Origin of the sequence: Kribbella jejuensis, assembly GCF_006715085.1 — a bacterium.
GTDB classification, from domain to species: Bacteria; Actinomycetota; Actinomycetes; order Propionibacteriales; family Kribbellaceae; genus Kribbella; species Kribbella jejuensis.
Genome location: NZ_VFMM01000002.1, coordinates 1,461,387 through 1,485,042 on the forward strand (window position 1 = coordinate 1,461,387; position 23,656 = coordinate 1,485,042).

The 23,656-nt window shown below is 68.6% G+C and carries 21 protein-coding genes and 1 pseudogene; 11 read left to right on the forward strand and 11 right to left on the reverse strand.

All coding sequences use genetic code 11. The features are described from left to right. Positions 1-130 precede the first annotated feature (130 nt). The gene (locus FB475_RS38305; RefSeq protein WP_337678221.1) at positions 131-364 is read left to right on the forward strand and encodes a hypothetical protein; all 234 of its coding nucleotides are present in this window, start codon (positions 131-133) and stop codon (positions 362-364) included. A gap of 1 nt (position 365) precedes the next feature. Here FB475_RS38305 and FB475_RS27115 read toward each other — a convergent pair whose 3' ends face one another. Beyond that, a complete protein-coding gene (locus tag FB475_RS27115; RefSeq protein WP_141859361.1) occupies positions 366-2,375 on the reverse strand; it encodes an MDR family MFS transporter in 2,010 nt (669 codons plus the stop codon). An 85-nt stretch (positions 2,376-2,460) separates the two neighbouring features. Between FB475_RS27115 and hemW the strand changes: the two genes are divergently transcribed. Then, complete coding sequence (gene hemW, locus FB475_RS27120; RefSeq protein ID WP_141859363.1) at positions 2,461-3,672, forward strand: radical SAM family heme chaperone HemW; 1,212 nt, start codon at positions 2,461-2,463, stop codon at positions 3,670-3,672. Positions 3,673-3,945: 273 nt separating this feature from the next. Here hemW and FB475_RS37845 read toward each other — a convergent pair whose 3' ends face one another. Beyond that, the gene (locus FB475_RS37845) at positions 3,946-4,107 is read right to left on the reverse strand and encodes a hypothetical protein (RefSeq protein WP_238332437.1); all 162 of its coding nucleotides are present in this window, start codon (positions 4,105-4,107) and stop codon (positions 3,946-3,948) included. Here FB475_RS37845 and FB475_RS38470 point away from each other — a divergent pair. The 3 genes and pseudogenes from FB475_RS38470 to FB475_RS27135 form a co-directional block, all read left to right on the forward strand. After that, positions 4,066-4,953 (forward strand): annotated as a pseudogene (locus FB475_RS38470) (polysaccharide lyase 8 family protein); the annotation flags it as partial. The gene FB475_RS37845 and the pseudogene FB475_RS38470 overlap by 42 nt on opposite strands. Next, positions 4,934-6,304, forward strand: a complete 1,371-nt coding sequence (locus FB475_RS27130; protein ID WP_141859365.1) for a polysaccharide lyase family 8 super-sandwich domain-containing protein — start codon at positions 4,934-4,936, stop codon at positions 6,302-6,304. The pseudogene FB475_RS38470 and the gene FB475_RS27130, both read left to right, overlap by 20 nt. Before the next feature lie 320 nt (positions 6,305-6,624). Beyond that, complete coding sequence (locus FB475_RS27135; RefSeq protein WP_141859367.1) at positions 6,625-6,798, forward strand: M60 family metallopeptidase; 174 nt, start codon at positions 6,625-6,627, stop codon at positions 6,796-6,798. A 191-nt stretch (positions 6,799-6,989) separates the two neighbouring features. Here FB475_RS27135 and FB475_RS27140 read toward each other — a convergent pair whose 3' ends face one another. The 4 genes from FB475_RS27140 to FB475_RS27155 are packed head-to-tail and all read right to left on the reverse strand — an operon-like array spanning position 6,990 to position 11,759. Then, complete coding sequence (locus FB475_RS27140; protein ID WP_185759452.1) at positions 6,990-8,249, reverse strand: alpha-L-fucosidase; 1,260 nt, start codon at positions 8,247-8,249, stop codon at positions 6,990-6,992. After that, positions 8,246-9,907 (reverse strand): type 2 periplasmic-binding domain-containing protein, encoded by a 1,662-nt coding sequence (locus FB475_RS27145; protein WP_141859371.1) that lies wholly within the window; start codon positions 9,905-9,907, stop codon positions 8,246-8,248. Before FB475_RS27145 ends, FB475_RS27140 begins: the two co-directional genes overlap by 4 nt. Positions 9,908-9,912: 5 nt before the next feature. After that, positions 9,913-10,803: a carbohydrate ABC transporter permease gene (locus tag FB475_RS27150; protein WP_202878521.1), complete on the reverse strand. Its 891-nt coding sequence runs from the start codon at positions 10,801-10,803 to the stop codon at positions 9,913-9,915. Further along, positions 10,800-11,759 (reverse strand): ABC transporter permease, encoded by a 960-nt coding sequence (locus tag FB475_RS27155; RefSeq protein WP_238332440.1) that lies wholly within the window; start codon positions 11,757-11,759, stop codon positions 10,800-10,802. Before FB475_RS27155 ends, FB475_RS27150 begins: the two co-directional genes overlap by 4 nt. Before the next feature lie 149 nt (positions 11,760-11,908). Here FB475_RS27155 and FB475_RS27160 point away from each other — a divergent pair, with 149 nt between their 5' ends. The 5 genes from FB475_RS27160 to FB475_RS27180 all read left to right on the forward strand — a co-directional run bounded on the left by FB475_RS27160 (position 11,909) and on the right by FB475_RS27180 (position 18,470). Next, positions 11,909-12,988, forward strand: a complete 1,080-nt coding sequence (locus FB475_RS27160) for a hydroxyacid dehydrogenase (protein WP_238332441.1) — start codon at positions 11,909-11,911, stop codon at positions 12,986-12,988. After that, the gene (locus tag FB475_RS27165; RefSeq protein WP_141859373.1) at positions 12,985-14,841 is read left to right on the forward strand and encodes a DUF2264 domain-containing protein; all 1,857 of its coding nucleotides are present in this window, start codon (positions 12,985-12,987) and stop codon (positions 14,839-14,841) included. Before FB475_RS27160 ends, FB475_RS27165 begins: the two co-directional genes overlap by 4 nt. Continuing rightward, positions 14,804-15,901, forward strand: a complete 1,098-nt coding sequence (locus tag FB475_RS27170; protein WP_141859375.1) for a LacI family DNA-binding transcriptional regulator — start codon at positions 14,804-14,806, stop codon at positions 15,899-15,901. Before FB475_RS27165 ends, FB475_RS27170 begins: the two co-directional genes overlap by 38 nt. 129 nt (positions 15,902-16,030) lie before the next feature. Next, positions 16,031-17,353 carry an ABC transporter substrate-binding protein gene (locus FB475_RS27175; protein WP_141859377.1) on the forward strand — a complete coding sequence of 441 codons (1,323 nt, stop codon included), beginning with the start codon at positions 16,031-16,033 and terminating at the stop codon, positions 17,351-17,353. Between the two features lie 109 nt (positions 17,354-17,462). Further along, positions 17,463-18,470, forward strand: a complete 1,008-nt coding sequence (locus tag FB475_RS27180; RefSeq protein WP_141859378.1) for a LacI family DNA-binding transcriptional regulator — start codon at positions 17,463-17,465, stop codon at positions 18,468-18,470. A gap of 233 nt (positions 18,471-18,703) precedes the next feature. Here FB475_RS27180 and FB475_RS27185 read toward each other — a convergent pair whose 3' ends face one another. Together FB475_RS27185 and FB475_RS38210 are read right to left on the reverse strand one after the other, a co-directional pair. Continuing rightward, on the reverse strand, positions 18,704-19,339 hold the full coding sequence (locus tag FB475_RS27185) for a trimeric intracellular cation channel family protein (RefSeq protein ID WP_141859380.1): 636 nt from the start codon (positions 19,337-19,339) through the stop codon (positions 18,704-18,706). 104 nt (positions 19,340-19,443) lie between these two features. Then, positions 19,444-19,566, reverse strand: a complete 123-nt coding sequence (locus FB475_RS38210) for a hypothetical protein (protein WP_272952103.1) — start codon at positions 19,564-19,566, stop codon at positions 19,444-19,446. Positions 19,567-19,608: 42 nt separating this feature from the next. Here FB475_RS38210 and FB475_RS27190 point away from each other — a divergent pair, with 42 nt between their 5' ends. Continuing rightward, a complete protein-coding gene (locus FB475_RS27190) occupies positions 19,609-20,856 on the forward strand; it encodes an amidohydrolase (RefSeq protein WP_141859382.1) in 1,248 nt (415 codons plus the stop codon). A gap of 7 nt (positions 20,857-20,863) precedes the next feature. On the opposite strand, the gene FB475_RS27195 is transcribed toward FB475_RS27190, so the two are convergent. The 3 genes from FB475_RS27195 to FB475_RS27205 are packed head-to-tail and all read right to left on the reverse strand — an operon-like array spanning position 20,864 to position 23,604. After that, positions 20,864-22,132 carry an amidohydrolase gene (locus FB475_RS27195; protein WP_238332442.1) on the reverse strand — a complete coding sequence of 423 codons (1,269 nt, stop codon included), beginning with the start codon at positions 22,130-22,132 and terminating at the stop codon, positions 20,864-20,866. A 47-nt stretch (positions 22,133-22,179) separates the two neighbouring features. Beyond that, complete coding sequence (locus tag FB475_RS27200) at positions 22,180-23,016, reverse strand: hypothetical protein (protein ID WP_141859386.1); 837 nt, start codon at positions 23,014-23,016, stop codon at positions 22,180-22,182. A 3-nt stretch (positions 23,017-23,019) separates the two neighbouring features. After that, positions 23,020-23,604 (reverse strand): hypothetical protein, encoded by a 585-nt coding sequence (locus FB475_RS27205; RefSeq protein ID WP_141859388.1) that lies wholly within the window; start codon positions 23,602-23,604, stop codon positions 23,020-23,022. Positions 23,605-23,656: the final 52 nt, after the last annotated feature.

Genomic DNA, 23,656 nt, shown 5'->3' on the forward strand with positions numbered 1-23,656 from the left:
ACTCCCCAAACCCTCACCACGCTGGAATCCTGGTTCCAGAACCTCTGCGAGAGGGGAGCGAGATGACACGCTCACGCTGAACGGAACGCGGGCCACCGGCTCCACCGGCAGCGTCCGGTTCACGGCGAACGTGACCCGGAGCGACGACACCCTCATCTTCACCGACCTCACGACCTTCCCGATCGCCGGTCCGATCGACGCCACCGCTCGGCGCGCCGCACTCGAACAGGCCGTCCTCGACCATCTCCGCACCCCGCTCACCTACAGCATCGAGTCCAATCACCTCGAACTCCGCGCCACCAGAACCACCGGCCTCAGCCTCAGCGCCCCCCGCCCGGACGGAAATCCGCGCGGTACCTGCTGATTCAGGCCGAGAGCACGGCGGCGTGCTTGCCGGTGGTGAGGGATTGGCCTTGGTCGATCATTTGTTCGGCGAGGCGGTCGACGGCCTTCGAGAAGGCGTCGGAGTTTTCCGGGTCCCAGTCGGTGAGGTGGTCGAGCATCCAGACTCGGAACGCTCCCACGAAGCGCTGGAACATCTCCAGGCCGAGCGTGGTGAAGCGGTAGTGCCCGAGTGTCTCGGACAAGTAGCCGTCGGCAACCAACTGGGTGGCCAGCGGTTCCAGGACGCCGGGCGGCATGCGCAGGTCGCCGGTCATTTCGGCGAGGGTGGCGGAGCCGGACTCGGCGCCGCCGCGGAACACCCGCATGATCATCCAGGTCTGCGCGGCGCTCAGCGGCAGCCCGGACTGGGCGAGTACCTCGGGTGCCGGGTTGCGCTTGTGGTGCCGTACGACGAGGGCCGCGAGCTTCTGCAGTTCGTGTTCGGAGTCGAACGAGGCCGGTGCCGCGAAGTTCTCGCCGACGTCGGACGCGGCCATCCGGGCGGTGTCGCGGAGCGGAACCTCCTTCAGCAGCAGGGCGGTCAGGAACCCGAGCCCGGCCACCGGGACCGCCCACAAGAACACGACATGCAGCGACTCGGCGTACGCCGCGGTGATCACCGACCGCGCCGCGTCCGGCAGCGAACGGACGCCCGCGACCGTCGCCGCCACCTTCGGGTCGACCTGCGCGGTCTGCACCGCGACGCCCAGCTTCTCCGGCAACTGGTGCGCGTAGATCGACCCGAACACCGCGACGCCGAACGAGCTGCCCATCGTCCGCAAGAAGCTCACGCCGGAGGTCGCCACGCCGAGGTCCGCGTAGTCGACGGTGCTCTGCACGACGACGGTCGGCACCGGCATGCACGCGCCGACCCCGAGGCCCAGGACGACCATGAACCCGGCGGTGACGACGTACGACGTGCTGTTGTCGAGGAGCGACAGCAGGTACAGCCCGACGCCGATCAGGATCGTCCCGAAGATCGGGAACAGCCGGTACCGCCCGCTCTTGCTGATGATCTGCCCGACCACGACCGAGGCGACGAGTAGACCGCACACCAGCGGCAGCATCTGCAGCCCGGACTCGGTCGCCGACGCGCCGTGCACGAACTGCAGGTACGTCGGCAGGTACGTCACGCCGCCCAGCATCGCGAATCCGATGATGAAGCTCATGATCGAGCACACCGTGAACACCGGCGAGCGGAACAACCGCAACGGCAGCAACGGTTCCGCCGCGCGCCGTTCCGCCCACACGAACAGGCCGAGCGCGAGCAACGACCCCACGGCCATCGCGATGATCACGGCCGACGTCCAGGCGTACTCGTTCCCGCCCCAGGTGGTGACCAGCGTCAGCCCGGTCGCGGCGATCCCGATGAACAGGATCCCGAGGTAGTCGATCGTCGGCCCGACCGCGGCCCTCACCGACGGAAGGGTGATCGAGGCAACGATCAGGACGATGACGCCGAGCGGCAGGTTGACGTAGAACGCCCAGCGCCAGCTCAGGTGGTCGACGAACAGCCCACCGAGCAGCGGTCCGGCGACCGTCGACACCCCGAACACCGAACCCATCACGCCTTGGTACCGGCCGCGTTCGCTGAGCGGTACGACGTCCGCGATCACGGCCATCGCGGTGACCATCAGCCCGCCGGCGCCGAGGCCCTGGATCGCGCGCGACCCGACCAGCCAGAGCATCGAGTGCGACATCCCGCAGAGCGCGGAACCGGCCAGGAACAGCACGACGCTGAGCAGGAACATCGGCTTGCGCCCGTACAGGTCACCGAACTTCCCGATCAGCGCGGTCATGATCGTCTCGGCGAGCAGGTACGACGTCACCACCCAGGACAGGTGGTTGGCGCCGCCGAGGTCGCTGACGATGGTCGGCAGCGCGGTCGCCACGATCGTCTGGTCGAGGGCCGCGAGCAACATTCCGAGCATGATCGCCACCACGACGGCGTTCCGGGTGGCCCGTCCGACGGGCTGAGCCTCGGTCTCCATGAGCCGAATGTAGCTATTCCCGGACAGCCTGTGACCACGAAACGACGGAGATCCGGTGACGAAATCGGGTCCGTAAGATGGGTGGGTGCCGTCGACATTGCCCGAGGGGGAGGTTGCGCCCCGGGACGGGGCGTTGCCGGATGCTGCTGTGCAGGAGGCCGCCGGGCGGCCGTTCGGGTTCTACCTGCATGTTCCGTTCTGCGCGTCGCGCTGCGGGTACTGCGACTTCAACACCTACACCGCCACGGAACTCGGTGGTGGCGGGGCGCAAGCGTCGTACGCCGACAACGCGGTCGCCGAGGTACGGCTGGCGCGACGGGTGCTGGGGGAGCTGGATCGGCCTGTCGACACGGTGTTCTTCGGGGGTGGTACGCCGACGCTGCTGCCGGCCGCGGATCTCGGGAAGATGCTGGCGGCGGTCCGCGACGAGTTCGGACTCGCGCCGGACGCGGAGGTCACAACCGAGGCCAATCCGGAGTCGATCGATCCGGCCTATCTGTCGGCGCTCCGGGAGGCGGGCTTCAACCGCGTCAGCTTCGGCATGCAGAGCTCCTCGTCGGCCGTGCTGAAGATCCTCGACCGGCAGCACAGCCCTGGGCGTGCGCTGCAGGCCGCCCGTGAGGCGACGTCGGCTGGCTTCGAGCACGTGAACCTCGACCTGATCTACGGGACACCCGGCGAATCCCTGGAGGACTGGCACGCCTCGCTCGAGTCGGCGCTCTCCGCGGAGCCCGATCACGTGAGCGCGTACGCGTTGATCGTGGAGGACGGGACCCAGCTCGCCCGGCGGATCCGGCGCGGTGAGCTGCCGATGCCGGACGACGACGATCTCGCGGACAAGTACGTGCTGGCCGACGAACTGCTGACCGCTGCCGGCCTCGGGTGGTACGAGGTGTCGAACTGGGCTCGCAGTCCGGCGGCCCGCTGCCGGCACAACGAGCTGTACTGGCGCGGCGACACGTGGTGGGGGATCGGCCCGGGCGCGCACAGCCACGTCGGGGGCGTCCGCTGGTGGAACGTGAAGCACCCCAGCGCGTACGCCGAACGCCTCGGTGCCGGTGAGAGTCCGGCGTACGCCCGGGAGACGCTGGACGCGGAGACCCGACGGGTAGAGCGCGTGCTCCTCGAGGTGCGGTTGTCCGCCGGACTGCCGCTCGAGGTTCTCGACGATCCGGGCCGCGCCGCCGTCGACCAGGTCATCACAGACGGCCTCGCCCTGGTATCCAACGACCACCTCGTCCTCACGGACCGAGGCCGCCTACTAGCAGACGCGGTAGTCCGCGACCTCCTACCCTGACCTCCTACCCTGACCTCCCGCCCTCACCTCCCGCCCTCACCCCCCGCCCTCACCCCCGCCCTCACCTGCCGCCCTCACCTGCCGCCCTCACCTGCTGTACTGGCGTGCTGCCCTGGCCTGATCTGCGGCACTCGGCCCTCCTGTTGAAGTGATCACAAGTGATCGCAGTGAGCTGTTGACGACTGTTACGAGCAGGCGGCAGGGTGTGCGGTAAGCGCTTACTGGTCCTTCTGAGGAGTCGCGATGCCGCCCATCGTTCGTCGTCGGCTGTTGTTACAGGCCGGGCTCGCCGTCGGTGCGTTGGGCACCCTCGGACTGCCAACGGATGCGTTCGCGGAGGACGAGTTCGACGTACTCCGGGCCCGCTGGGCCGAGCTGAACACCGGCGGGGCGATCGACGCCGGCGACCCCGCGTACGCGAGCGCGCTCGCCCAACTCGGCCAGCAGGCGCAGCAGTTCGTCGACACGTTGATCGTCGACAACACGCGGACGGCGCTGTGGGCCGACCTCCCGCTCAGCCCGACGAGCGGCAACTTCTCGATCAGCTACACCCGTCTGAAGACGATCGCCCTGGCCCGCGCGACACCCGGCACGGGCCTGGCTGCGGAGGCCGGTGAGCTGCTGAGCGGTGCGCTGGACTTCCTCAACACGCGCTCGTTCAACGAGACGCTGAAGGAGACCGGGAACTGGTGGTTCTGGGAGATCGGCGCACCGCGCGCGCTCCTCGACACCTGCGTGCTGGCGTACGACGCGCTCTCGGCCGAGCAGCTCACGACGTACCTGCGAGCCGTCGACCACTTCGTTCCCGACCCGAACCGCCGGACCAATTCGCCCTCGCTGCGGGAGACCGGGGCGAACCGGGTCGACAAGGCGTTGATCGTCGCGCTCCGCGGAATCGTCGGGAAGTCGACCGACAGATTGTCGGCAGCTCGCGACGCGCTCAGCGACGTCGCGGAGGGCGGCAAGAACAGCGTGTTCACGTACGTCAGCAGCGGCGACGGGTTCTACCGCGACGGCTCGTTCATCCAGCACGGCAATCTCGCGTACGTCGGTACGTACGGCAACGTCGCGCTCGGCGGAGTCGCGAACCTGATCGCGCTGCTCGGTGGATCGACCTGGGAGATCACCGACCCGAACCGCGCCGTCCTGCTGGACGCGGTGGACACGAGCTTCGCCCCGTTCATGGTGGACGGCCTGATGATGGACTGCGTCTCCGGCCGGGCGATCTCCCGCGAGGCCGCCGGCGACCATCGCAACGGCCATGGCACCACCTCGACCGTGCTGCTGCTCGCGAGCGGAGTCGCGGAACCCTACGCGAGCAGGTACAAGGCACTTGCGAAGAGCTGGATCACCCGCGACCGCCTCGACGACTACCTGCCGGGCGCATCCATCCCGCAGATCTCCCGTGCGAAGGTGCTGCTCGCCGACGCCGCGGTCACACCCGCCCCGACCCCCCCCGCGGCACTTCCAGTTCTACAACCAGGACCGTGTCGTGCACCGCCGCCCGGGTTGGACGTTCGCGATCGCGATGTCGTCGAAGCGGATGGCCCGCTACGAGTGGGGCAACGGCGAGAACCTGCGCGGCTGGTACGTCGGCGACGGCATGACGTACCTGTACAACAGCGACCAGTCGCAGTACTACGACGCGTACTGGCCGACGGTCGACGCGCAGCGGATGCCGGGTACGACGGTCAGCACGAAACCGCGTCAACCCGGGGGCGCGGGCAGCGGTACGGGAACAGTCGCCGCGTACGCCGAGTGGGTCGGCGGAGCGTCGTACAAGGAGGTCGCCGGCGCCGTCGGGATGCACCTGATCAACTACGACAAGAGCTTGCAGGCGCGGAAGTCGTGGTTCTGCCTGCGGGACTCGGTGGTCGCGCTGGGCACGGGGATCGTGGGCACGGATGGTTATCCGGTGGAGACGGTTGTCGAGAATCGGAATCTCCACGAGAACGGCACGGCGGCGCTGATTGTCGACGGACAGGCGGCGGTCGACCAGACCTACGGCGATCCGCAGTGGGCCTACCTGGAAGGCGTGGGCGGCTATGTCTTCCCGGCCGGCGGTCAGTTGCGGGTCGAGCGAGAGGACCGGACCGCGTCATGGTCGGAGATCAACGTCGGCAACGATACAGCCGGTTCCACCACTCCCTACACCAGGCGCTACGCGAAGCTCGTCTTCGAGCACGGCACCGGCGCCGGTTCGTACGCGTACGTTCTGTTGCCGAACGCAACCACCCCCCAGACGGCCGAACGAGCAGCCGACCCCGGGATGACCGTCCTGGCGAACACCGCGAATGTCCAAGCGATCGTCTCCCACCGCGAGAACCTGGTCCTGGCGAACTTCTGGACAGCCGGCGCCCTGACCGAGATCACCGGTGGCACCGGGACACGTTCCGTGGCCAGTGACGGGCCCGCATCCGTAGTGGTCGGCGCGGACGGACGCGTACTGACGGTCGCGGTGTCCGATCCGAGTCGGACCGCGCAGACCGTCCGGGTGACGATCGACCGGCGGGTCGGTGACGTGATCGCCAAGGATTCGGCGATCACGGTAGTTGCCGCGGGCAAGCAGTTGGTCCTGGACGTCGCCGTCGGCGGCACGAACGGCGCCACCCACACCGCGTCCTTCAACTGATCTCCGCAAGCAACCGGGGCCGCCCATCAGCGGCCGGCCGGGTCGCCGGGTGCTGGCAGTTCAACCAGGAGGTTGTTCGATGACGCCGCGCGCCCGTCCCCGGCCGCTCACGAGGCGCCGTGTCCTCCAAGTAGCCGGTACCGGCCTGGCGCTGGCCACCGCACCAGCGGTGGCCGACGCGCACCAGCACCACAAGTATCAGCACGAGCACCAGCGCGAGCGAACTCCGTACGACCGGTTTCTAGCTACCGGCCGACACCGCGCTCAACATCGGCGACACCGGCAGCGCGAAGGTCACGCTCGGCGAGCAGGCGCAGCCGATGCTGTACTTCGTCCTCGGCCGCACCGGTGAGGACGACTTCCAGCGGCAGCTCGACGAACGCGCCACGCCGTACGCCGAACTCGTCAGCCCGCATGTGATGATCACCGTCGAACGCGCGTCGGCGCTGACCTATCGAGCCGAGAACCACACCGAGCTGCTGAGAAGCTCGTGATGTTCGAACAGCTACGCCTCGAGCGACTGCTTCCGCGCCTGGGGTGTGCCGGTGGATGCTGAGGCGACCGCACAGCTCGGCGCGCTGCAGCTGGCTCCGCCACCGACGGATCCGACGACGATTCGTGAGTGAACAGGACGAAGGCACCCACCGGGTCGAGGTGGGTGCCTTCGTCGCTCACGGGGTGACGCTCAATCGCGCAGGAAGAGTTCGATGACGCAGCTCTCGACGTCGGGGGCTCGGTTCGGGAGCTTCAGAGTCAGCGTGTTGTCCGGGAGGCCGGTCAGATATGTGTGCGCGGGCGCGGAAGGGTCCACGGTCATCCGCGTAACCTCCGACGCGTCGTGCAGGAACTGCGCGTACTCGACCCGATCGCCCAGGCCGGGCAGATGCAGATGTCCCATCGGCCAGGCGAAGACGTGGAGATACAACCTCCGGCCGTTCTGCGTGTAGCGGCAATCCACCGGCGGCACATAAGCACTCGGACCGCACCCGCGGATCGACCGCTCGTGCAGCCGCATCCACGAGCCGACGCCGGCCAGCGCCTCGAGCGCCCGAGGCTCCCAGGCACCACGACCGTTGGGGCCGACGTTGAGCAGCATGTTGCCGCCCTTCGAGACCGAGTCGACGAGCATCCGGATCAGCAGTGCCGGCGACTTCCAGTCGTGGTTGTCGCGGTGATATCCCCAGCTGCCGTTCAGCGTCTGGCACGCCTCCCACGGCACCTGCGTGCCGTTGCCAGCGGCGACCTCGTTCCCGGGCGGCTGCACCTGTTCGGGCGTGGTGAAGTCACCCGACCCCAGACCGAGCCGATTGTTGACCAGGATCCCCGGTTGCAGCTCCCGGACCATCGCGAGCAGCTCCGCGGACCGCCACTCGTCCGGCCCCTTCGCGTTGAACCCGCGATCGGCGTACGAGAAGTCGAACCACATCACGTCGATCTTCCCGTACGACGTGAGCAGCTCGCGGACCTGCCCGTGCAGGTAGTCGGCGTACTTCGCCACGTCCCGGTCCGCGGTCCGATCGATGAAGTCGACGTCCTTGCGCTGCGGGTGGTACAGATCCACCGGGAAATCCGGGTGGTGCCAGTCGAGCAACGAGTGGTACAGCCCGATCCGGAACCCACGGGCCCGGAACGCCTCGACCATCGGCGCCAGCAGGTCCTTGCCGTACGGCGTGTACGGCGCCGAGTAGTCGGTCAGCTTCGAGTCCCAGAGGCAGAACCCGTCGTGGTGCTTGGTCGTGATCACCAGGTACCGCATGCCGGCGTTCCAGGCGTCCTCGGCCCACTGCACCGGGTCGTACAGGTCCGGGTCGAAGTGGTCGAAGTACGGCTGGTACTCGGCGTCGGTGAGCTGTTCGTACGACTTCACCCATTCGTGCCGCGCCGCGGCCGCGTAGATGCCCCAGTGCACGAACAGCCCGAACCGGGCCTCGGTCAGCCAGCTCATCGAGGACTCGCACTGCCGCTCAGCGCGGTCTCGTACTCGCCGCGGATCTTGTCGCCGCCGTCCTTCTTCCATTTCGCCAGCGCCGCGTCGAACGCGCTGATCGGTTTCCGGCCGGCGATCACGTCGTTGCGGACGTCGGCGAACGCCTGGCCGATGTCGCCGCCGGTCTTGTCGTTGGTCGGCGAGATCATCGAGGTGGTCGGATCCTTCACCACCATCGCGAGCAGCTTGGTCAGGTCCTCGTGCGCCTTGTCGATGTAGGTCGGGTCAGTCGCGTTGAACAGCACCTGCGGGGGAGCGGCGATGTACTTCCACGGCACGGTCAGCTCGGCCTCGCCCTTGCTCGTCTGCTTCGGGTTGCCGTTCGCGTCCCGGGTGAAGTCGACGCCCTCCACGCCGTAGTTCAACAGCAGGTTCTCGGTGCTGCCGAACGGGGCGGCGAAGAAGTTCGCGACCGCGAGCAGTTCCTTGGCGCGGGCCTCGTCGGACTTCTTCATCAGCGTGTACGCGAACAGCACGTTGTCGGCCCACGTGTTCGCCTTGCCGCCCTTCGGCGCCATCGGCACGAACGCGCGCGGGTCGTTCTGCGGGTCGAGCCGCTTCATCGCCTTGACGTAGTCGATGTACGCGGGGAACCCGTCGTACACGAAGGCGCCCTTGCCGGCCTTGAACGCGTTCTTCCGCGCGGTCCCGTCGGCGCCGTCCGAGCCGGGGACGACGACGCCGGCCTTCACCAACTGGACGGCGAACTCGAGCGCGGCCTTGTACTCCGGCGTCTCGAAGCTCTTCACGAGCTTGCCGCCGTCCTCCTTCCAGCCGAACGGTACGCCGAACATCTGCTGCACGAACGTGAAGAACGTGTTGCCCTTCGAGTTCACGATCGCCCAGCGGCCCTGCTGCGGTTTGGTCAGCTCCTTGCAGGCGGCCAGGAAGTCCTCGGCGGTGGCCGGGTACTCGATGCCGGCGGCGTCCAGCAGACGCTTGTTGTAGAACCCGGCACCGCCGGTGATGCTGCGCGGGATCGGCAGCCCGTAGATCTTGTCCTGGACGACGCAGGCCTGCCAGATCACCTGCGGGATGTTCGCCAGGTTCGGGTAGTCCTTCACCTTGTCGCCGCTCAGGTACGGCGTCAGGTCGGTGCACTTCGCGGACAGGAAAGCCGGTAGGTTGTTGACCAGCGTCGCATCCGACATCAGGAACAGGTCAGGCAGCTGGTTCGCGGCCAGCACGGTCTGGAACTTCGTCGCCCAGTCGCTGTCCGGCACGATGGTCAGGTCGAGCGTGCCGCCGAGCTGCTTCTCGACCGCCTGCCACGCGGTGTTCTTGTCCTTGGCCGGGGGCAGCGGGTCGAAGATGTCGGTCATCACGCTGACCTTGCCGCCGTTCAGCGGTGGCCTCTTCACCGTGGTGACGAGGTCCTTCGGGTAGGTCCGGTAGCCAGGCGGTACGCCGTCCGCCGTACCGGCCAGCTCCGGCTTGGGACCGGCGAACGGCACGTACGTGGGCAACGCGACCGTGGACGCGCGGGCGGTACCGGCCGCCGTGCTGCCGTTGCTGCAGGCAACCAGCGTCGGGACGCCGGTCGCGCTCATCACGGCGACACCGACGGCGCTGCGCAGCAACCCGCGGCGGCTGAGAGAGGGGGTGGTCACGGTCATTTCTCCTAACCCTTGATGGCGCCGGTGAGTACGCCCTTGGTGAAGTAGCGCTGCAGGAACGGGTAGACGCAGAGGATGGGGACGAGCGCGACGACGACGACGGCCATCTGGACGGCCTGGATGGAGGCGACCGCCTCACCCGGCGATTCGGTGCCGCCACCGACCGGCTGCCCCTGCAGGACGTAGAGGCGCAGGACGAGCGGCAGCGGCCACTTGCCGGTGTCGCTGAGGTAGAGCAATGCGTTGAAGAACGCGTTCCAGTGGCCGACGGCGTAGAACAGCGCGACCACCGCGAGGACCGCCTTCGACAGCGGCAGCACGATCCGGAGCAGGATCGCGAGGTCGCCGGCGCCGTCGATCCGGGCGCTGTCGAGCAGTTCGGCCGGGATGTTCTGGAAGAAGTTGCGCAGCACCAGGAAGTTGAAGGCGCTGACCAGGCCGGGGACGATCAGCGACGTGTACGAGTCGTACATGCCGAGCGCCTTGACCAGCAGGAAGTTCGGGATGATGCCGGCGCCGAACAACATGGTCAGTAGAACGGTCGTCAACACGAACCGCCCGCCGACGATCGGCCGGCTCAGCCCGTAGGCGAGCGCGATCGTGACGACCAGGTTCAGCGCCGTACCGATGATCGTGATCGCGGCACTGACGAGCAGCGCGTGACTGACCACGCCGCCGGCGAAGATCGTCCGGTACGCCGCCAGCGTCGGCTCGCTCGGGAAGAACGCGATGATGCCGCCGCGGCGGGTGATCTCGGACTCGCCGGCCAGGCTGGTCGCGATGATGTTCACGAACGGGTACAGCACGAGCAGACAGACGACCGCGATCACCACACTCTTGATCGCCAGCCCTGCCCTGCTCGGAGCTTCCATCCACGGTGGGCGTGCGGTCTTCATCGCGAGTAGATCCCTTCGTGGCCGAAGCGGTGGGCGAGTTTGTTGGCGCCGAGGATCAGGACCAGCCCGATCACGCCCTTGACCAGGCCGACGGCCGCGGCCGGGCCCCACTGGCCGTCGAGCACACCGTGGAAGTACACGTAGGTGTCGAGGACTTCCGCCGCGTCGGCGCCGACCGCGTCGCGCTGCAGCAGGATCTGCTCGAAGCCGACCGAGAGGATGCTGCCCAGGTTGAGGATCAGCAGCAGCAACGTCACGGGCACGATGCCCGGCAGCGTCACGTGCCACAGCCGCCGCCAGCGGTCCGCGCCGTCGATCGCCGCCGCCTCGTAGTGCTCGGTGTCGATGTTCAGCAACGCGGCGAGGTAGATGATCGTGCCCCAGCCGGCGTCCTTCCAGATCAGCTGCAGCGTGACCAGCCACGGGAAGAAGCCAGGATTCGTCATCAGGTCGACCCGCGGCAGGCCGAGGTCACCGAGCAGCTGGGGAAGCAGGCCGGTACCGCCGATCAGCTGCTGGCTGATCGAGATCAGGATCACCCAGCCGATGAAGTGCGGCAGGTACACGACGCTCTGCACGAACCGCTTGATCCTCGGACTCACGATGCTGTTCAGCAGCAGCGCCAGCCCGATCGGCGCGGGAAAGAACAGCGCCAGCTGCAGTACGGCGAACTTCAACGTGTTGAGCAGCGCGCGGTAGAAGTCCGGCTCGGTGAACACCGAGAAGTTGCCGAAGCCGACCCACGGGCTGTCCTTGAAGCCGAGGTACGGCTGGTAGTCCTGGAACACGATCACGTTGCCGAGCAGCGGCACGTAGTGGAACACCACGAAGAACAGGAACCCGGGCAGCACCAGCAGCAGCATCACCCGGTCGCGGCGCAGCCGCGCGCGCAGGCCGGGACCGGGCTGCCGGACCGTGGCGGGCGGCCGGCGCGACGTACGGCTGACGCGGTGCATGTTCCTCCTGGTAGTAAGCGTTTGCTGTCCAATGTGAGAGCAACCATGAAACGTTCACCGCCTTGCTGTCAAGCACTTGCCGCACTTCTCTTGACCTCGGTTCGGTTAACTGCTTACGGTTTCTAGTAACCGTTTACTAGGAGTGATCCGTGCCGAAACCTGAAACCACCGAGGGTCGTGGCCCGCGGTTGCGTACGCTCGTCGCGATGCCTGCCGAGACCTGGTCGGAGGTGTTCACCCCGGCGGCCCACGAGCGGCTGGAAGGGGTCGGCGAGCTGCTCGGGATGTCGGCAGGCGCCGCATCACGGGGGAACGACGCCCGCGGCGGCCAGATGCCGCGGTTGCGGTCGTCGTTCGGCGAGGTTGCCGACGAGCTGGCGGCGGCCGAGGTGTTGTTGACCGGGTGGGGCTGCCCGCGGATCACCGGCGACGTCCTGGATGCGGCCCCCAAGCTGCGGGCGATCGTGCACGCGGCGGGGACGGTCAAGACCTTCGTCGATCCGGTGGTGTTCGAGCGCGGCGTGGAGGTTTCGTCCGCTGCCGCGGCGAACGCGATCCCGGTCGCCGAGTTCACGGTGGCGGCGGTCGTGCTCGCGGCCAAGCGGGCATTCCGGCACCGGGACTGGTACCGGGGCTCCGGGTTTAAGCGGCCGTTGCCCGGAGCACCGATTCTCGGAACGCTCGGTACCACGGTCGGCGTGCTCGGGGCCTCCCGAATTGGACGCCAGGTGATCGAGCGGCTGCGGTCGCTGGACGTCGACGTACTGGTGAGTGACCCGTACCTGAGTCGCGCGCAGGCGGTGGCGCTGGGCGCGCGGTGGTGCGCGTTGCCGGAGTTGTTCGCGGCGAGCGACATCGTGACGGTGCACGCGCCGCTGCTGCCGGAAACGCGCGGGCTGGTGACGGCGGAGTTGCTGGCCGCCATGCCGGACGGCGGCGTACTCGTCAACACCGCGCGGGGCCCCGTGGTGGACCATGTCGCGCTGGAGCAGGAGTGTGTCTCGGGCCGTCTCGATGCGGTCCTCGACGTCACGGATCCTGAACCGCTCCCGCCCGACTCCCCGATGCTGCGGTTGCCCAACGTCTTCATCACGCCACACCTGGCCGGTGCCATGGGCAACGAATCCACCAGACTCGGCGACGCGGCCGTCGCCGAACTCGAGCGCCTCGCCACCGGCCACCCTCTCGCCCACGGCATCCACCGCGACGACCTTGGGCGGATTGCATGACGGCGGCAGACCTGGGCGCGGGGCGGGGGCTGCGGGGGCCGGATCGGGTGGTGTCGCCGCGGACCGGGTATACGCGGGAGGCCTGGTTGGCGGTGGCCGATCGGTTGCTGGACGCATTGGTGCCTTGGTTCTCGGCGAGTGGGGCTCAGGTTCGGTTGCCGGGGCGGGGGAGTTGGTCGGGGGCGGACTGCGATGGTCTGGAGGGGTTTGCGCGGTCGTTCCTCCTGGCTGCGTTCCGAATTGCCGCGGACGATGGAGACGAGCGGCTCGTCGAGCGGTATTCGCGCGGGCTGGTCGCGGGGGCGGGTGGTGAGTGGCCTCGGTTGACGCCGTGTTCGCAGCAGATGGTGGAGGCTGCGGCGATCGCCGTCGGGCTGCACGAGTCGCGAGCCTGGTTGTGGGATCGGCTTGACGGCACGGAACAGCAGGTTGTCGTCGACTGGTTGAGCGGGTTCGTCGGGTCGCGGACGTGGGACAACAACTGGCGGCTGTTCCAGGTCGTGGGGGAGCAGTTCCTCGCGTCCGCCGGAGCGCCGTACTCACCGGACGACATCGATGCGGGGCTCGAGCGGATCGAGGACTGGTACGTCGGGGACGGCTGGTACTCCGACGGTCCGGGACAGAACTTCGACCACTACATCGGGTGGGCGATGCACCTGTATCCGGGGATGTGGGCGCGGATGGCCGGGTCTGCCGCGGACGGGCGGCTCGCGGTGTACCGGGAGCGATTGCACCGGTTCGTCGAGGACGCCGTACACCTGACCGGTACGGACGGGGCGCCGATCCACTTCGGGCGATCGCTGTGTTACCGGATGGCGAGCGTCGCGCCGTACTGGATGGGGGCGTTGCTCGACGCGACACCGTTGACGGCAGGTCAGACGCGGCGGTTGTGCTCGGGGACGTTGCGGCACTTCGTGGATCACGGGGTCCCGGACGGGCGGGGGTTGCTGACGCTCGGGTGGCATCACCATTTTCTGCCCGTGACGCAGCCGTACTCCGGGCCGGCTTCGCCGTACTGGGCTGCCAAGGGGTTTCTCGGGTTGTTGCTTCCGGCCGATCATGAGGTGTGGACGGCGCCGGAGGCCGGGGTGCCGTTGGACGAGCGTGATCAGGTGCGGGAACTGCCCGCGCCGGGGTGGGTGGTTCACGGAACGAAGGACGACGGGATCGTCCGGCTGCTCAACCACGGCAGCGATCACGGTGGGGAGGGCGATCCGCACTACAACCGGCTGGCGTACTCGACCCGCACCGGCCCGGAGTTGACAGCCGATGCCGTCGACAACCAGCTCCTGCTGGGCGACTGTGGCCCGCGGACGCAGATCCGGCGCACCCAGGCGGGCGGTTCGTGGTGGGAAGCAGGGGAGGCGCGGATCGAGGTCGCGTCGGTGGTGCACGGCCGCATCGAGGTGCGCTGCGCGCTGGTCGACGGGCCGCCGGGTGTGATCAGGCACGGTGGATATGCAGTGGCCTCAGCTGAGTTCCCAGAAGCAGAGGTTGGAGAGCTCTGGGCGCAGGCAACGCGGGTGGATCGGCTCAGCTCGGTTGTTGTCGGGTTGTCGGGATACCAGCGGGCGGGGGTACGCCGGGGGCTGGATGTGAATGCGTTCGGGCCGCACTCGGCCACGCCGTATCTGGAGGCGGATTACCTCGGGGAAGGTCCGCGGCTGCTGGTGGCGGCGGTGGTACTGTCCGGCGACACGGTGTGGCCGCGGCAGTTGGGCGAGAGCATCGACGTGACGGTGGACGGGTGCCGGGTCGGCCTCCGGTTCGCCGACGGCGGGCAGGTCGACGTACGGCTGGGTGAGGAGGTGGGTGATGGCGGAACCGCCCCGGGGGCGGGCGCGCCGGCGTGACCCCGAGGCGGCGCGGACCATCCGGGACGTGGCCGATCGCGCGGGGGTCTCCACCGCGACCGTCTCCCGTGTTGTCAACGGCAACTATCCGGTCGCGGCCTCGACCCGGGCAGCGGTCGAGCGCGCGATGCGCGAGCTCGGGTACGTCGCGAACGCGCACGCCCGTGCACTGGCCGGCTCCACCACCCGCGTGGTCGGCATCGTGGTGAACGAGATCGTCGACCCGTTCTTCGCCTACATCGCCCGCGGTGTGCAGTCCGAAGCGACCGCCTCCGGCCGGCTGTGCCTGGTCTGTTCGACGCAGGGCGACGAGGCGGCCGAGCTGCGGTTCGTCGACCTGCTGCTCGAACAGCGCGCGGACGCGGTGATCCTGGTCGGCGGCGCGGTCGAGGACCAGGACTACTTCGCCACCATCGGGCAGCGCGCGAAGCAGCTCGCGAAGAACGGTTCCAGCCTGGTTCTCTGCGGGCGGCCCGGCCTGGAGTCCGGTGTACCGGCGTACGCCGTCGACTACGACAACACCGGCGGGGCCGCCGCGATCACGGACCACCTGCTCAGCGTCGGCCACACAAAGATCCTGTACCTCGGCGGCCCGACGATGCTGTCCACCACGACCGCCCGGGTCCGCGGCTTCCGTCAGGCATACGCGGCCCGCAAACTCGAGCACGATCCAGCGCTGGTCCGTACCGGTGCGTTCGGCCGCCAGTGGGGGTACGACCAGACGCTGCGCGCGCTCGACGAAGGCCCCGAGTTCACGGCGATCTTCGCCGCCAACGACATCGTCGCGGCCGGCGCCTACACGGCGCTGCGCGAACGCGGCCTCAGCATCCCGGGCGACATCTCGGTCGTCGGGTACGACGACGTACCGGTCGCGGTCGAGCTGCAGCCGGCACTGACCACCGTCCGGGTACCGCTGGAGGAGCTCGGGCGAGCCGCCGTCCGCGCCGGGGTCTCCGGCCAGGAACCGAACGCGGATCCGTTCGCGCACCAGCAACAGGTGACGACGCTCGGCACCGTCGTGGTGGTCCGGGACTCGGTCGCGCCACCCGGCCGGCGCTGACTACTCACAGCGAACTCCCAGGTACGAAACGGCACTTGACATATCTACTGCGGACCGTTGAGACTCAGCTCACTTTCGCGATCCGAGAGCGCTCTCAACCCCCGTCCGAGTTCCAGGGAGCTTTCAGCCATGCGGCCCAGTGCCCGCTATCGCCCCGTAGCCGGCCTGCTCGCCGCTGCCGGGATCCTGTTGGTCGCCGCCTGCGGTGGCGGTTCCGGTACGACGGACACCGCCGGCAGGTCCGCCGACGGCCCGAAGATCGAGCTGACCGTCGCCACCTTCAACGAGTTCGGGTACGCCGACCTCTACGCCGAGTACGAGGCGCAGCACCCGAACATCACGATCGTCGAGCAGCGCGCGAAGACCGTCGACGACCACGTGAAGAACCTGGACGCGAACCTGGCCCGCGGTACCGGCCTGGCCGACATCGAGGCGATGGAGGTCAGCTGGATCTACAAGTACCTGGCCAAGGCGGACAAGTTCGTCGACCTGCGTCAGTACGGCGCGGACGACCTGAAGGACCGCTGGCTGGACTGGAAGCTCGACGGCGCGACCACACCGGACGGGAAGATCATCGGCTACGGCACCGACATCGGGCCGGAGGCGATCTGCTACCGCCGCGACCTGTTCGCGAAGGCCGGCCTGCCGACCGACCGCGCCGAGGTGGCGAAGCTGTTCCAGGACTGGCCGTCGTACTTCGCGACCGGCCGGAAGTTCAAGCAGCGGGTCCCGGGTTCGGCCTGGTACGACTCCGCGGTGCTGACCTGGGAGGCGATGCGGAACCAGCTGATCCAGGCGTACTACTCGAACCAGGACCTGTTCCTCGCCGACCAGAACCCGCGGCTCAAGCGCACCTGGGACCAGGTCGTGGCCGGCAGCAAGGACGGGCTGTCCGCCGGTCTGCCCGCCTGGAGCGACGCCTGGAACGCATCGTTCCGGACCGACAAGTTCGCGACGATGGCCTGCCCGGGCTGGCTGCTCGGCGTGATCCAGGACAACGCGGGCAGCTACGGCAAGAACAAGTGGGATGTCGCGGACGTGTTCCCCGGCGGCGGTGGCAACTGGGGCGGCTCGTACCTGACCGTCCCGGCGCAGTCGCCGTACCCGGAGGAGGCGGCGAAGCTGGCGGCCTGGCTGACCGCGCCGGAGCAGCAGGTGAAGGTGTTCAAGAAGATCGGCTCGTTCCCGTCCACGCTGGACGCGTACGACGACCCGCAGGTGAAGTCGCAGGTGAACCCGTACTTCAACAACGCACCGGTCGGGCAGATCTTCGTGAACCGCGCGCGCAGTGTGATCCTCAAGCAGCACAAGGGCCCGCGGGACGGCGAGATCAACCAGATCTTCAGCGCCGCACTGGCGCGGGTCGACGCCGGCAAACAGGCCCCGGACGCGGCCTGGAAACAGGCGCTGGCCGAGGCGTACAAGGTCGCGAACACCCGCGTCGGAAGCTGAGCCCAACACACCCTGGCCGGTGGCGGACGTCTGACGCACGATCGACCGGCGACGTATTACGGTGTGAACGCGGGCCGATCGAGAGCAGTGTCAACTAAAGGGAGGGCCGATGAACGGGTCTGGTTCTCCGACTCTGGAAGAGGTCGCGGCACTCGCCGGGGTGTCACGGGCGACCGTCTCGCGGGTGGTGAACGGCTCGCCGAAGGTGCTGCCGGACACGGTTGCCGCGGTCGAGCAGGCGATCTTGCAGCTGGGGTACGTACCGAACCGGGCGGCCCGCGCGCTGGTCACCCGGCGGACCGACTCGGTCGCGATCGTCGTACCGGAACCCGACAGCCGGGTGTTCTCCGACCCGTTCTTCGCCCGGATGCTCAGCGGGGTCAGCCGGACGCTCGCGCCGACGCCATCGCAGCTGGTGCTGCTGCTCGAACCGGCCGAGGCCGACGACCAGCGCCTGCTGCGGTACCTGCGCGGCGGGCATGTGGACGGCGCGATCATCATCAGCCACCACGGGCGGGACAACATCCTGCAGGAGCTGGCGCAGCTGCCGCTGCCGATCGTGTTCAGTGCGCGGCCGCTCGGCGTCGACGTACCGGTGGCCAGTGTCGACGTCGACAACGTGGCCGGCGCGCGGACCGGCGTCCAGCATCTGCTCTCGATCGGCCGGAGGAAGATCGCGACGATCGCCGGACCGCTCGACATGACCGCCGGAATCGACCGGCTGACCGGCTACCAGGAAGTGATGAAGGAGGCCGGGCTGCCCGCGATGGTCGCGTACGGCGACTTCACCCCGGACGGTGGTGAGCAGGCGGCGCTGCGGTTGCTGGACGACCACCCGGACCTGGACGGCCTGTTCGTCGCATCGGACCTGATGGCGACCGCCGCCCTCCGCGTGCTCTCCCAGAGCGGCCGCCGAGTTCCGGCGGACGTCGCGGTCGTCGGCTTCGACGACTCGGTCCTCGCGACCACGACCACTCCGAAACTGACCACGGTTCGCCAGCCCGTCGAGCAACTGGGCTCCCGGTTGGCCGAGATCCTGCTCGCGAAGATCGCCGGCGAGGAGCACACCACCGCGGAGATCTACGACACCGAACTCGTCATCCGCGACAGCGCCTAGCTGATAGTCAGCGGTCGCGTCCGAGGTGAATCGACCGCACGTACGCCTTCATCGGAGCGATGTGCTGCGCGAGGCCATCGGTTGGCGGCCGGCCCTTTCCATCGACCAAAACGTCGTCGGTGTGGTGGTCAGCGAATCGGTGCGGAACGCAGCAAGGGGGCCTGCAGGCAGGGAAGTGCAGCCCGCCTGAGGTCGGGAACACTGTTTCCGCCGCGGAACTGGGGTTGCTTCGGTCATGTTCTGCGCTTGGTATCCGGAGGCTCCGGTGCGTTGAGGTCGTAGCGCACTCCGAGCATTCGAACGACGAAGCAGAAGGCCGCCGCGACGAGCGCGGCGGGGAGACCCACCGCTCCGAACCGGTCGGCAGAGACGACCACGAGTGAGCCCAGCAACGCGGGGATGGCGTACAGGCCGCTGGTGAGTACCGACGGGATCTCGCGGATGAGAACGTCTCGCAGCGTTCCACCGCCAACGGCGGTGATCGTGCCCAGGATGATCGCTTGGCCGAAGCCGACCCCGAATTGGAGACCCTTGAGCGCGCCGCTGACCGCGAACAGGCTCAGCCCCGCAGCATCCAGCAGCAGGACCGGCGTGGCGAGTCGATCGAGGCGGCGGCCGAACCCGAACGCGACGAGGGCACCGGCGGCCGCGACCGTCAGGTACCGCCAGTCGTTGAACGTCGCCGGCGGCAGCGCCCCCAGCAGGATGTCGCGCACGATTCCACCACCTAGTGCGGTGAGCATCCCGAGCGTGACCACACCGACGATATCGACCCGGGTGACCCGCAGTGCGGTCAGCGCGCCGTTCAGGGCGAACGCGAAGGTGCCGGTCAGGTCCAGAACCAGAAAGGTGGCCGAAGCAGTGCTCACGCATCCTGTCTACCGGACTCACGCCCTGGTGAAGCGCGTCGGAGGTTACGGGCCTCGCAACTCGCAGCTGAGCTGGTCGAGATGCGCCCCGCCGGCGACCGCGTTCAGCCCGTCTTCTTGTTGCCGAGCGGCTCGGGCACCATCGGGCTGCCGTGTCCGACGAAAGCTGCCGGCATGGTGACGTCGTCGTACTGCCGCGCCCCGGCCCAGCTCCGCCGCAGGTCCATTCGCTCGAGCCGAAGGCGATGAGGTGAGCGCATCATGGAGATATGCCCGACACCGCGCCGACCGCAGTTCTCGACAGCCTCGCGTCCGTCCGGGCGTGGCAGGAGGATTTCTATCGCGACCTGCACGCCCATCCCGAACTCTCACACCAGGAGTGGCGGACGGGGAGTAGTGTCGCCGCTCGACTGCGGGAGGCCGGCTGCGAGGTCCAGGACAAGGTCGGAGGCACAGGCGTCGTGGGGATTCTGCGCAACGGGGACGGCCGGTGCGTGCTGCTGCGTGCGGATATGGACGCGCTGCCGGTGCTCGAGGCGACGGGACTGCCATACGCGAGCAGGCAAGTTACGGACGACGGCGTCCCGCTCATGCACGCCTGCGGTCATGATGTGCACATAACCTGCCTGCTCGGTGCGGTCACTTTGCTGGCGCAGGCGCGGGCGCAATGGTCAGGCACCTTGGTCGCGCTGTTCCAGCCCGCTGAGGAGACTGCGGACGGTGCGAGGGCGATGGTCGAGGGCGGGCTGGCTTCGATCGTGCCCCACGTCGATGTGGCGATGGCTCAACACGTACTGCCGTTCCCGTCCGGCCTCGTCAAGAGCCGGCCAGGCCCGACGCTGTCCGCCGCCGACAGCATGCGGATCACCGTCCATGGGCGGGGCGCGCACGGCTCGATGCCACAGGCCGCCGTCGACCCCGTCGTACTGGCGGCCAGCATCGTGATGCGGCTGCAGACCGTGGTCTCCCGCGAGGTCGCGCCCGGCGACACCGCGGTCCTGACGGTGGGGAGCCTCCAGGCCGGGACGAAGAGCAACGTCATCCCCGACCACGCGGTGCTCCAACTCAACGTCCGCACCTACGACGAGCACACCCGCTCGACCGTCCTGGACGCGATCGAGCGGATCGTCCGCGCCGAATGCGAGGCGTCCGGGTCGCCGAAGGAACCCGAATTCGAGCTTTTCGACCGCTATCCCCTCACCGACAACGACAATGACGTCACCGACCGGGTCGCCGCCGCGTTCGAGGACTACTTCGGTGATCGCTCGGGCCCGCTCCCGCAGCAAAGTGCGAGCGAGGACTTCAGCGATATCCCGACCGCCCTCGGCGCGCCATACACCTATTGGGGAATCGGCGGCATCGACGCCGACACTTACCGGGCAGCCGAACAGGCCGGCCGCGTCGCGCAGGACATCCCGGTCAACCACTCGGCAAACTTCGCGCCCGTCGTCCAACCCACCCTCGACACCGGCACCCAGGCGCTCGTCGTCGCCGCCTTGGCAGGGCTCGCCGGCTAGCAGCAGGTCAGTCGGCAGCGGGTCGGTCGTCGAGCCAGGTCAGCGCGGCGACGGTCAGGGCCTCCACGCCGGTGCTGAGCGTCGGCTCGAGGAGTGGTGCGAAGAACGGCGAATGGTTGCTGGGCAGTTCGTCCTCTCGACCTTCGCGGAAGGCCGGTCCGGCGACGGCGGGATCGAGGCCGCCCCAGAACCAGAAGACCGTGGGGACGCCGAGCACCTCGCCGAACACGCCGACGTCCTCGCTCGCATTGACGACCGGGATCGGCAGGATGCGCTCGGGCCCGAAATGGTCGCCGATCGCGGCCAGGGTCGTCCGGGTCGCGTCGGGGTCGCTGATCAGCATCGGCGCACTGGCGAACCAGTCGATGGTGGGCTCGCTCGGCGCCGCGCTCGCCTGCGACTCGGCCCGCGCGATCCGCTCCACCGCGGCGCGGACGAGGTCGCGGACCTGCGGCGAGTAGGTGCGGATGTTGACACCGAGCTCGGCGGTCTCCGGGATGATGTTCTCCTTGGTGCCGGCCTGCAGCCGCCCGACGGTGACGACGGCGGGCTGCGCCGCCGGGACCTCGCGGGCGACGATGCCCTGCAGCCGGGTGACGACGTTCGCGGCCATCAGCACCGGGTCGATCGCTGCCTCGGGCCGCGAGCCGTGCGCGCCGCGACCGTGCAGGACGATGTTGACCGAGTCGGAGGCCGCCATCACCGGTCCGGTCCCGTAGCCGATGAAACCGGCCGGGAGCGGTCCGACGTGCTGCCCCAGCACGATCCGGGGTTTCGGGAAGCGGTCGAAGAGCCCGTCCTCGACCATGCCCCGGGCACCGATCGCGAGCTCCTCGGCCGGCTGGAAGACCACGAGCACCGTCCCGCGCCAGCTGTCGCGGGCCTGCGCCAGCAGGTGGGCGGCGCCGGCGAGACAGGCCGCGTGCATGTCGTGGCCGCAGGCATGCATCACCGGCATCTCGTGCCCGTCGCGGTCGGTGGCCCGGACCGTACTGGCGTACTCCAGGCCGGTCTTCTCCTCGACCGGCAGTGCGTCGAAGTCCGCCCGCAGCATCACCACGGGACCGTCGCCGTTGCGGAGGACGCCGACGACACCCGTGCCGCCGACCTGCTCGACGACTTCGTCCGCGCCCGCGTCGCGCAGGCATTGCGCGAGGATCCGCGCGGTCCGGACCTCCTGCAGCGACAACTCGGGATTGCGGTGCAGGTCCTTGTACAACCCCGCCAGATCGTCGCGAAGGTCGGCCGAGAGCTTGACGAGCGCGTCGTTGGGCACCTGTTCAGGATGGGTTCGGCAGACCCGCCGCGCAACCATCCGGCGCACTACGGCGGGTCGTTCTGGAACTGGAACTGGACGCGGATCGAGTCGTCGAGCGGGAGGACGACGGTGGTGTTGGAGGCGGTCCAGGTCTGCGGGACGAGGAACAGTCGGTTCTGGCCGACGACCAGGAGGCGAAGGCCTCGGTAGCGGTAATTGAAGGTTTGCCCGGTGCTCGGGCGGAGGGTGGTTTCCTCGATGCCGGGCGAGCGGAGCGACAGGCGTTCCTTGGTGTCGAGGATGACGACCGGGAAGCGGTTCAGGTGTCGCGCGTCGGACTTGGCGAGACCGCGGCCGGAGTACTGCGCGGTGGTCGCCGTTGCCCAGAACGCGCAGGTCGTGGTGGCGATCGCGAGCAGGGCGATGAGGATGCGCTGCGGGCCGACGGCCGGGTCGGCCTTGCGGCGGAGGTACGTGAGGTAGGCGAGCGCCGCGGCGGCCAGGCCGATGACCGCAGGGACGATCAGCGCGTAGTACGGGATGCCGCCGATCAGCGGATACGCGAGCAGGCCGATCACGCCGACGATCAGCACCAGTACGGCGATCCGCGCGGCCCGGCGTACGGCGAGAGGCGTCGGGTGGATCGCGTTGTGCAGCAGGAGTCCCGCGACCGCTAGCAGCGTGATCACCAGCAGCGGGACGAGCAACGGCTGCGGGCTGCGCATCACGTAGTCCTGCGTACTCAGTCCGATCGTGTCGACGTCGATCCCGAAGTACTCGTACTGCGAACGCGCGGAGACGTACCCGAAGTAGAACAGCAACGCGCTCAGCAGCGTCACCGGCGCGACGATCCCGGCGGCAAAGCTCACCCACCGCTCGAGCTGCGACCGGTCGTCGGCCATCGGTCAACTCGTCGGCGTCTCGGTGGCCGGTGGCGTCACCGGCGGCTGCGCAGTGAGCGTGATCTGGCTGCCGCCCAGCGACTTGAGCTTCGCGCACTGGCGCTCGGTCTCGCAGGTCGCGGTCGCCGGGATGACGAGCGTGACCGTGCCTTCCGTACCGACCTGTTTGAAGCCGACCCAGCACTGCGGGAGGTCCTGAGACGTCCACAGCAGACCCTCGCAGGACTGGGAGCTCGCGGGGCAGCCGGTCTGGTCCAGTGTGAAGACACCGGGCGGGTCGAACGTCGGCGTACCGAGTTCGATCGTGACGCCGTTCGGGATGTCGCCGGCCAGCCAGCTGATCGGGTTGCAGTTCGCGCCGTCCTCCGGGACACCGCCGATCGGCAGCGAGGCGATCTGGATGGACGGCTTGTCCTGCCGGGTCTGCGTGGGCTCGGCGCCGGTCGGCTCGGGGACGGGTTCGCTCGTGTCCTCGGTCGTCACGGTCACGGCCGGCGGAGCCGTACCACTGCTGTTGTCGCCGGACGTGTCGGAGCACCCCGGGACCAGCAGCATCAGTACGGAAACCGTCACAGCCCACCAGCGCATGACGACCACCCCCAGGAACAGAATGACCCTCCGTGCAGATCGCGACAACAGG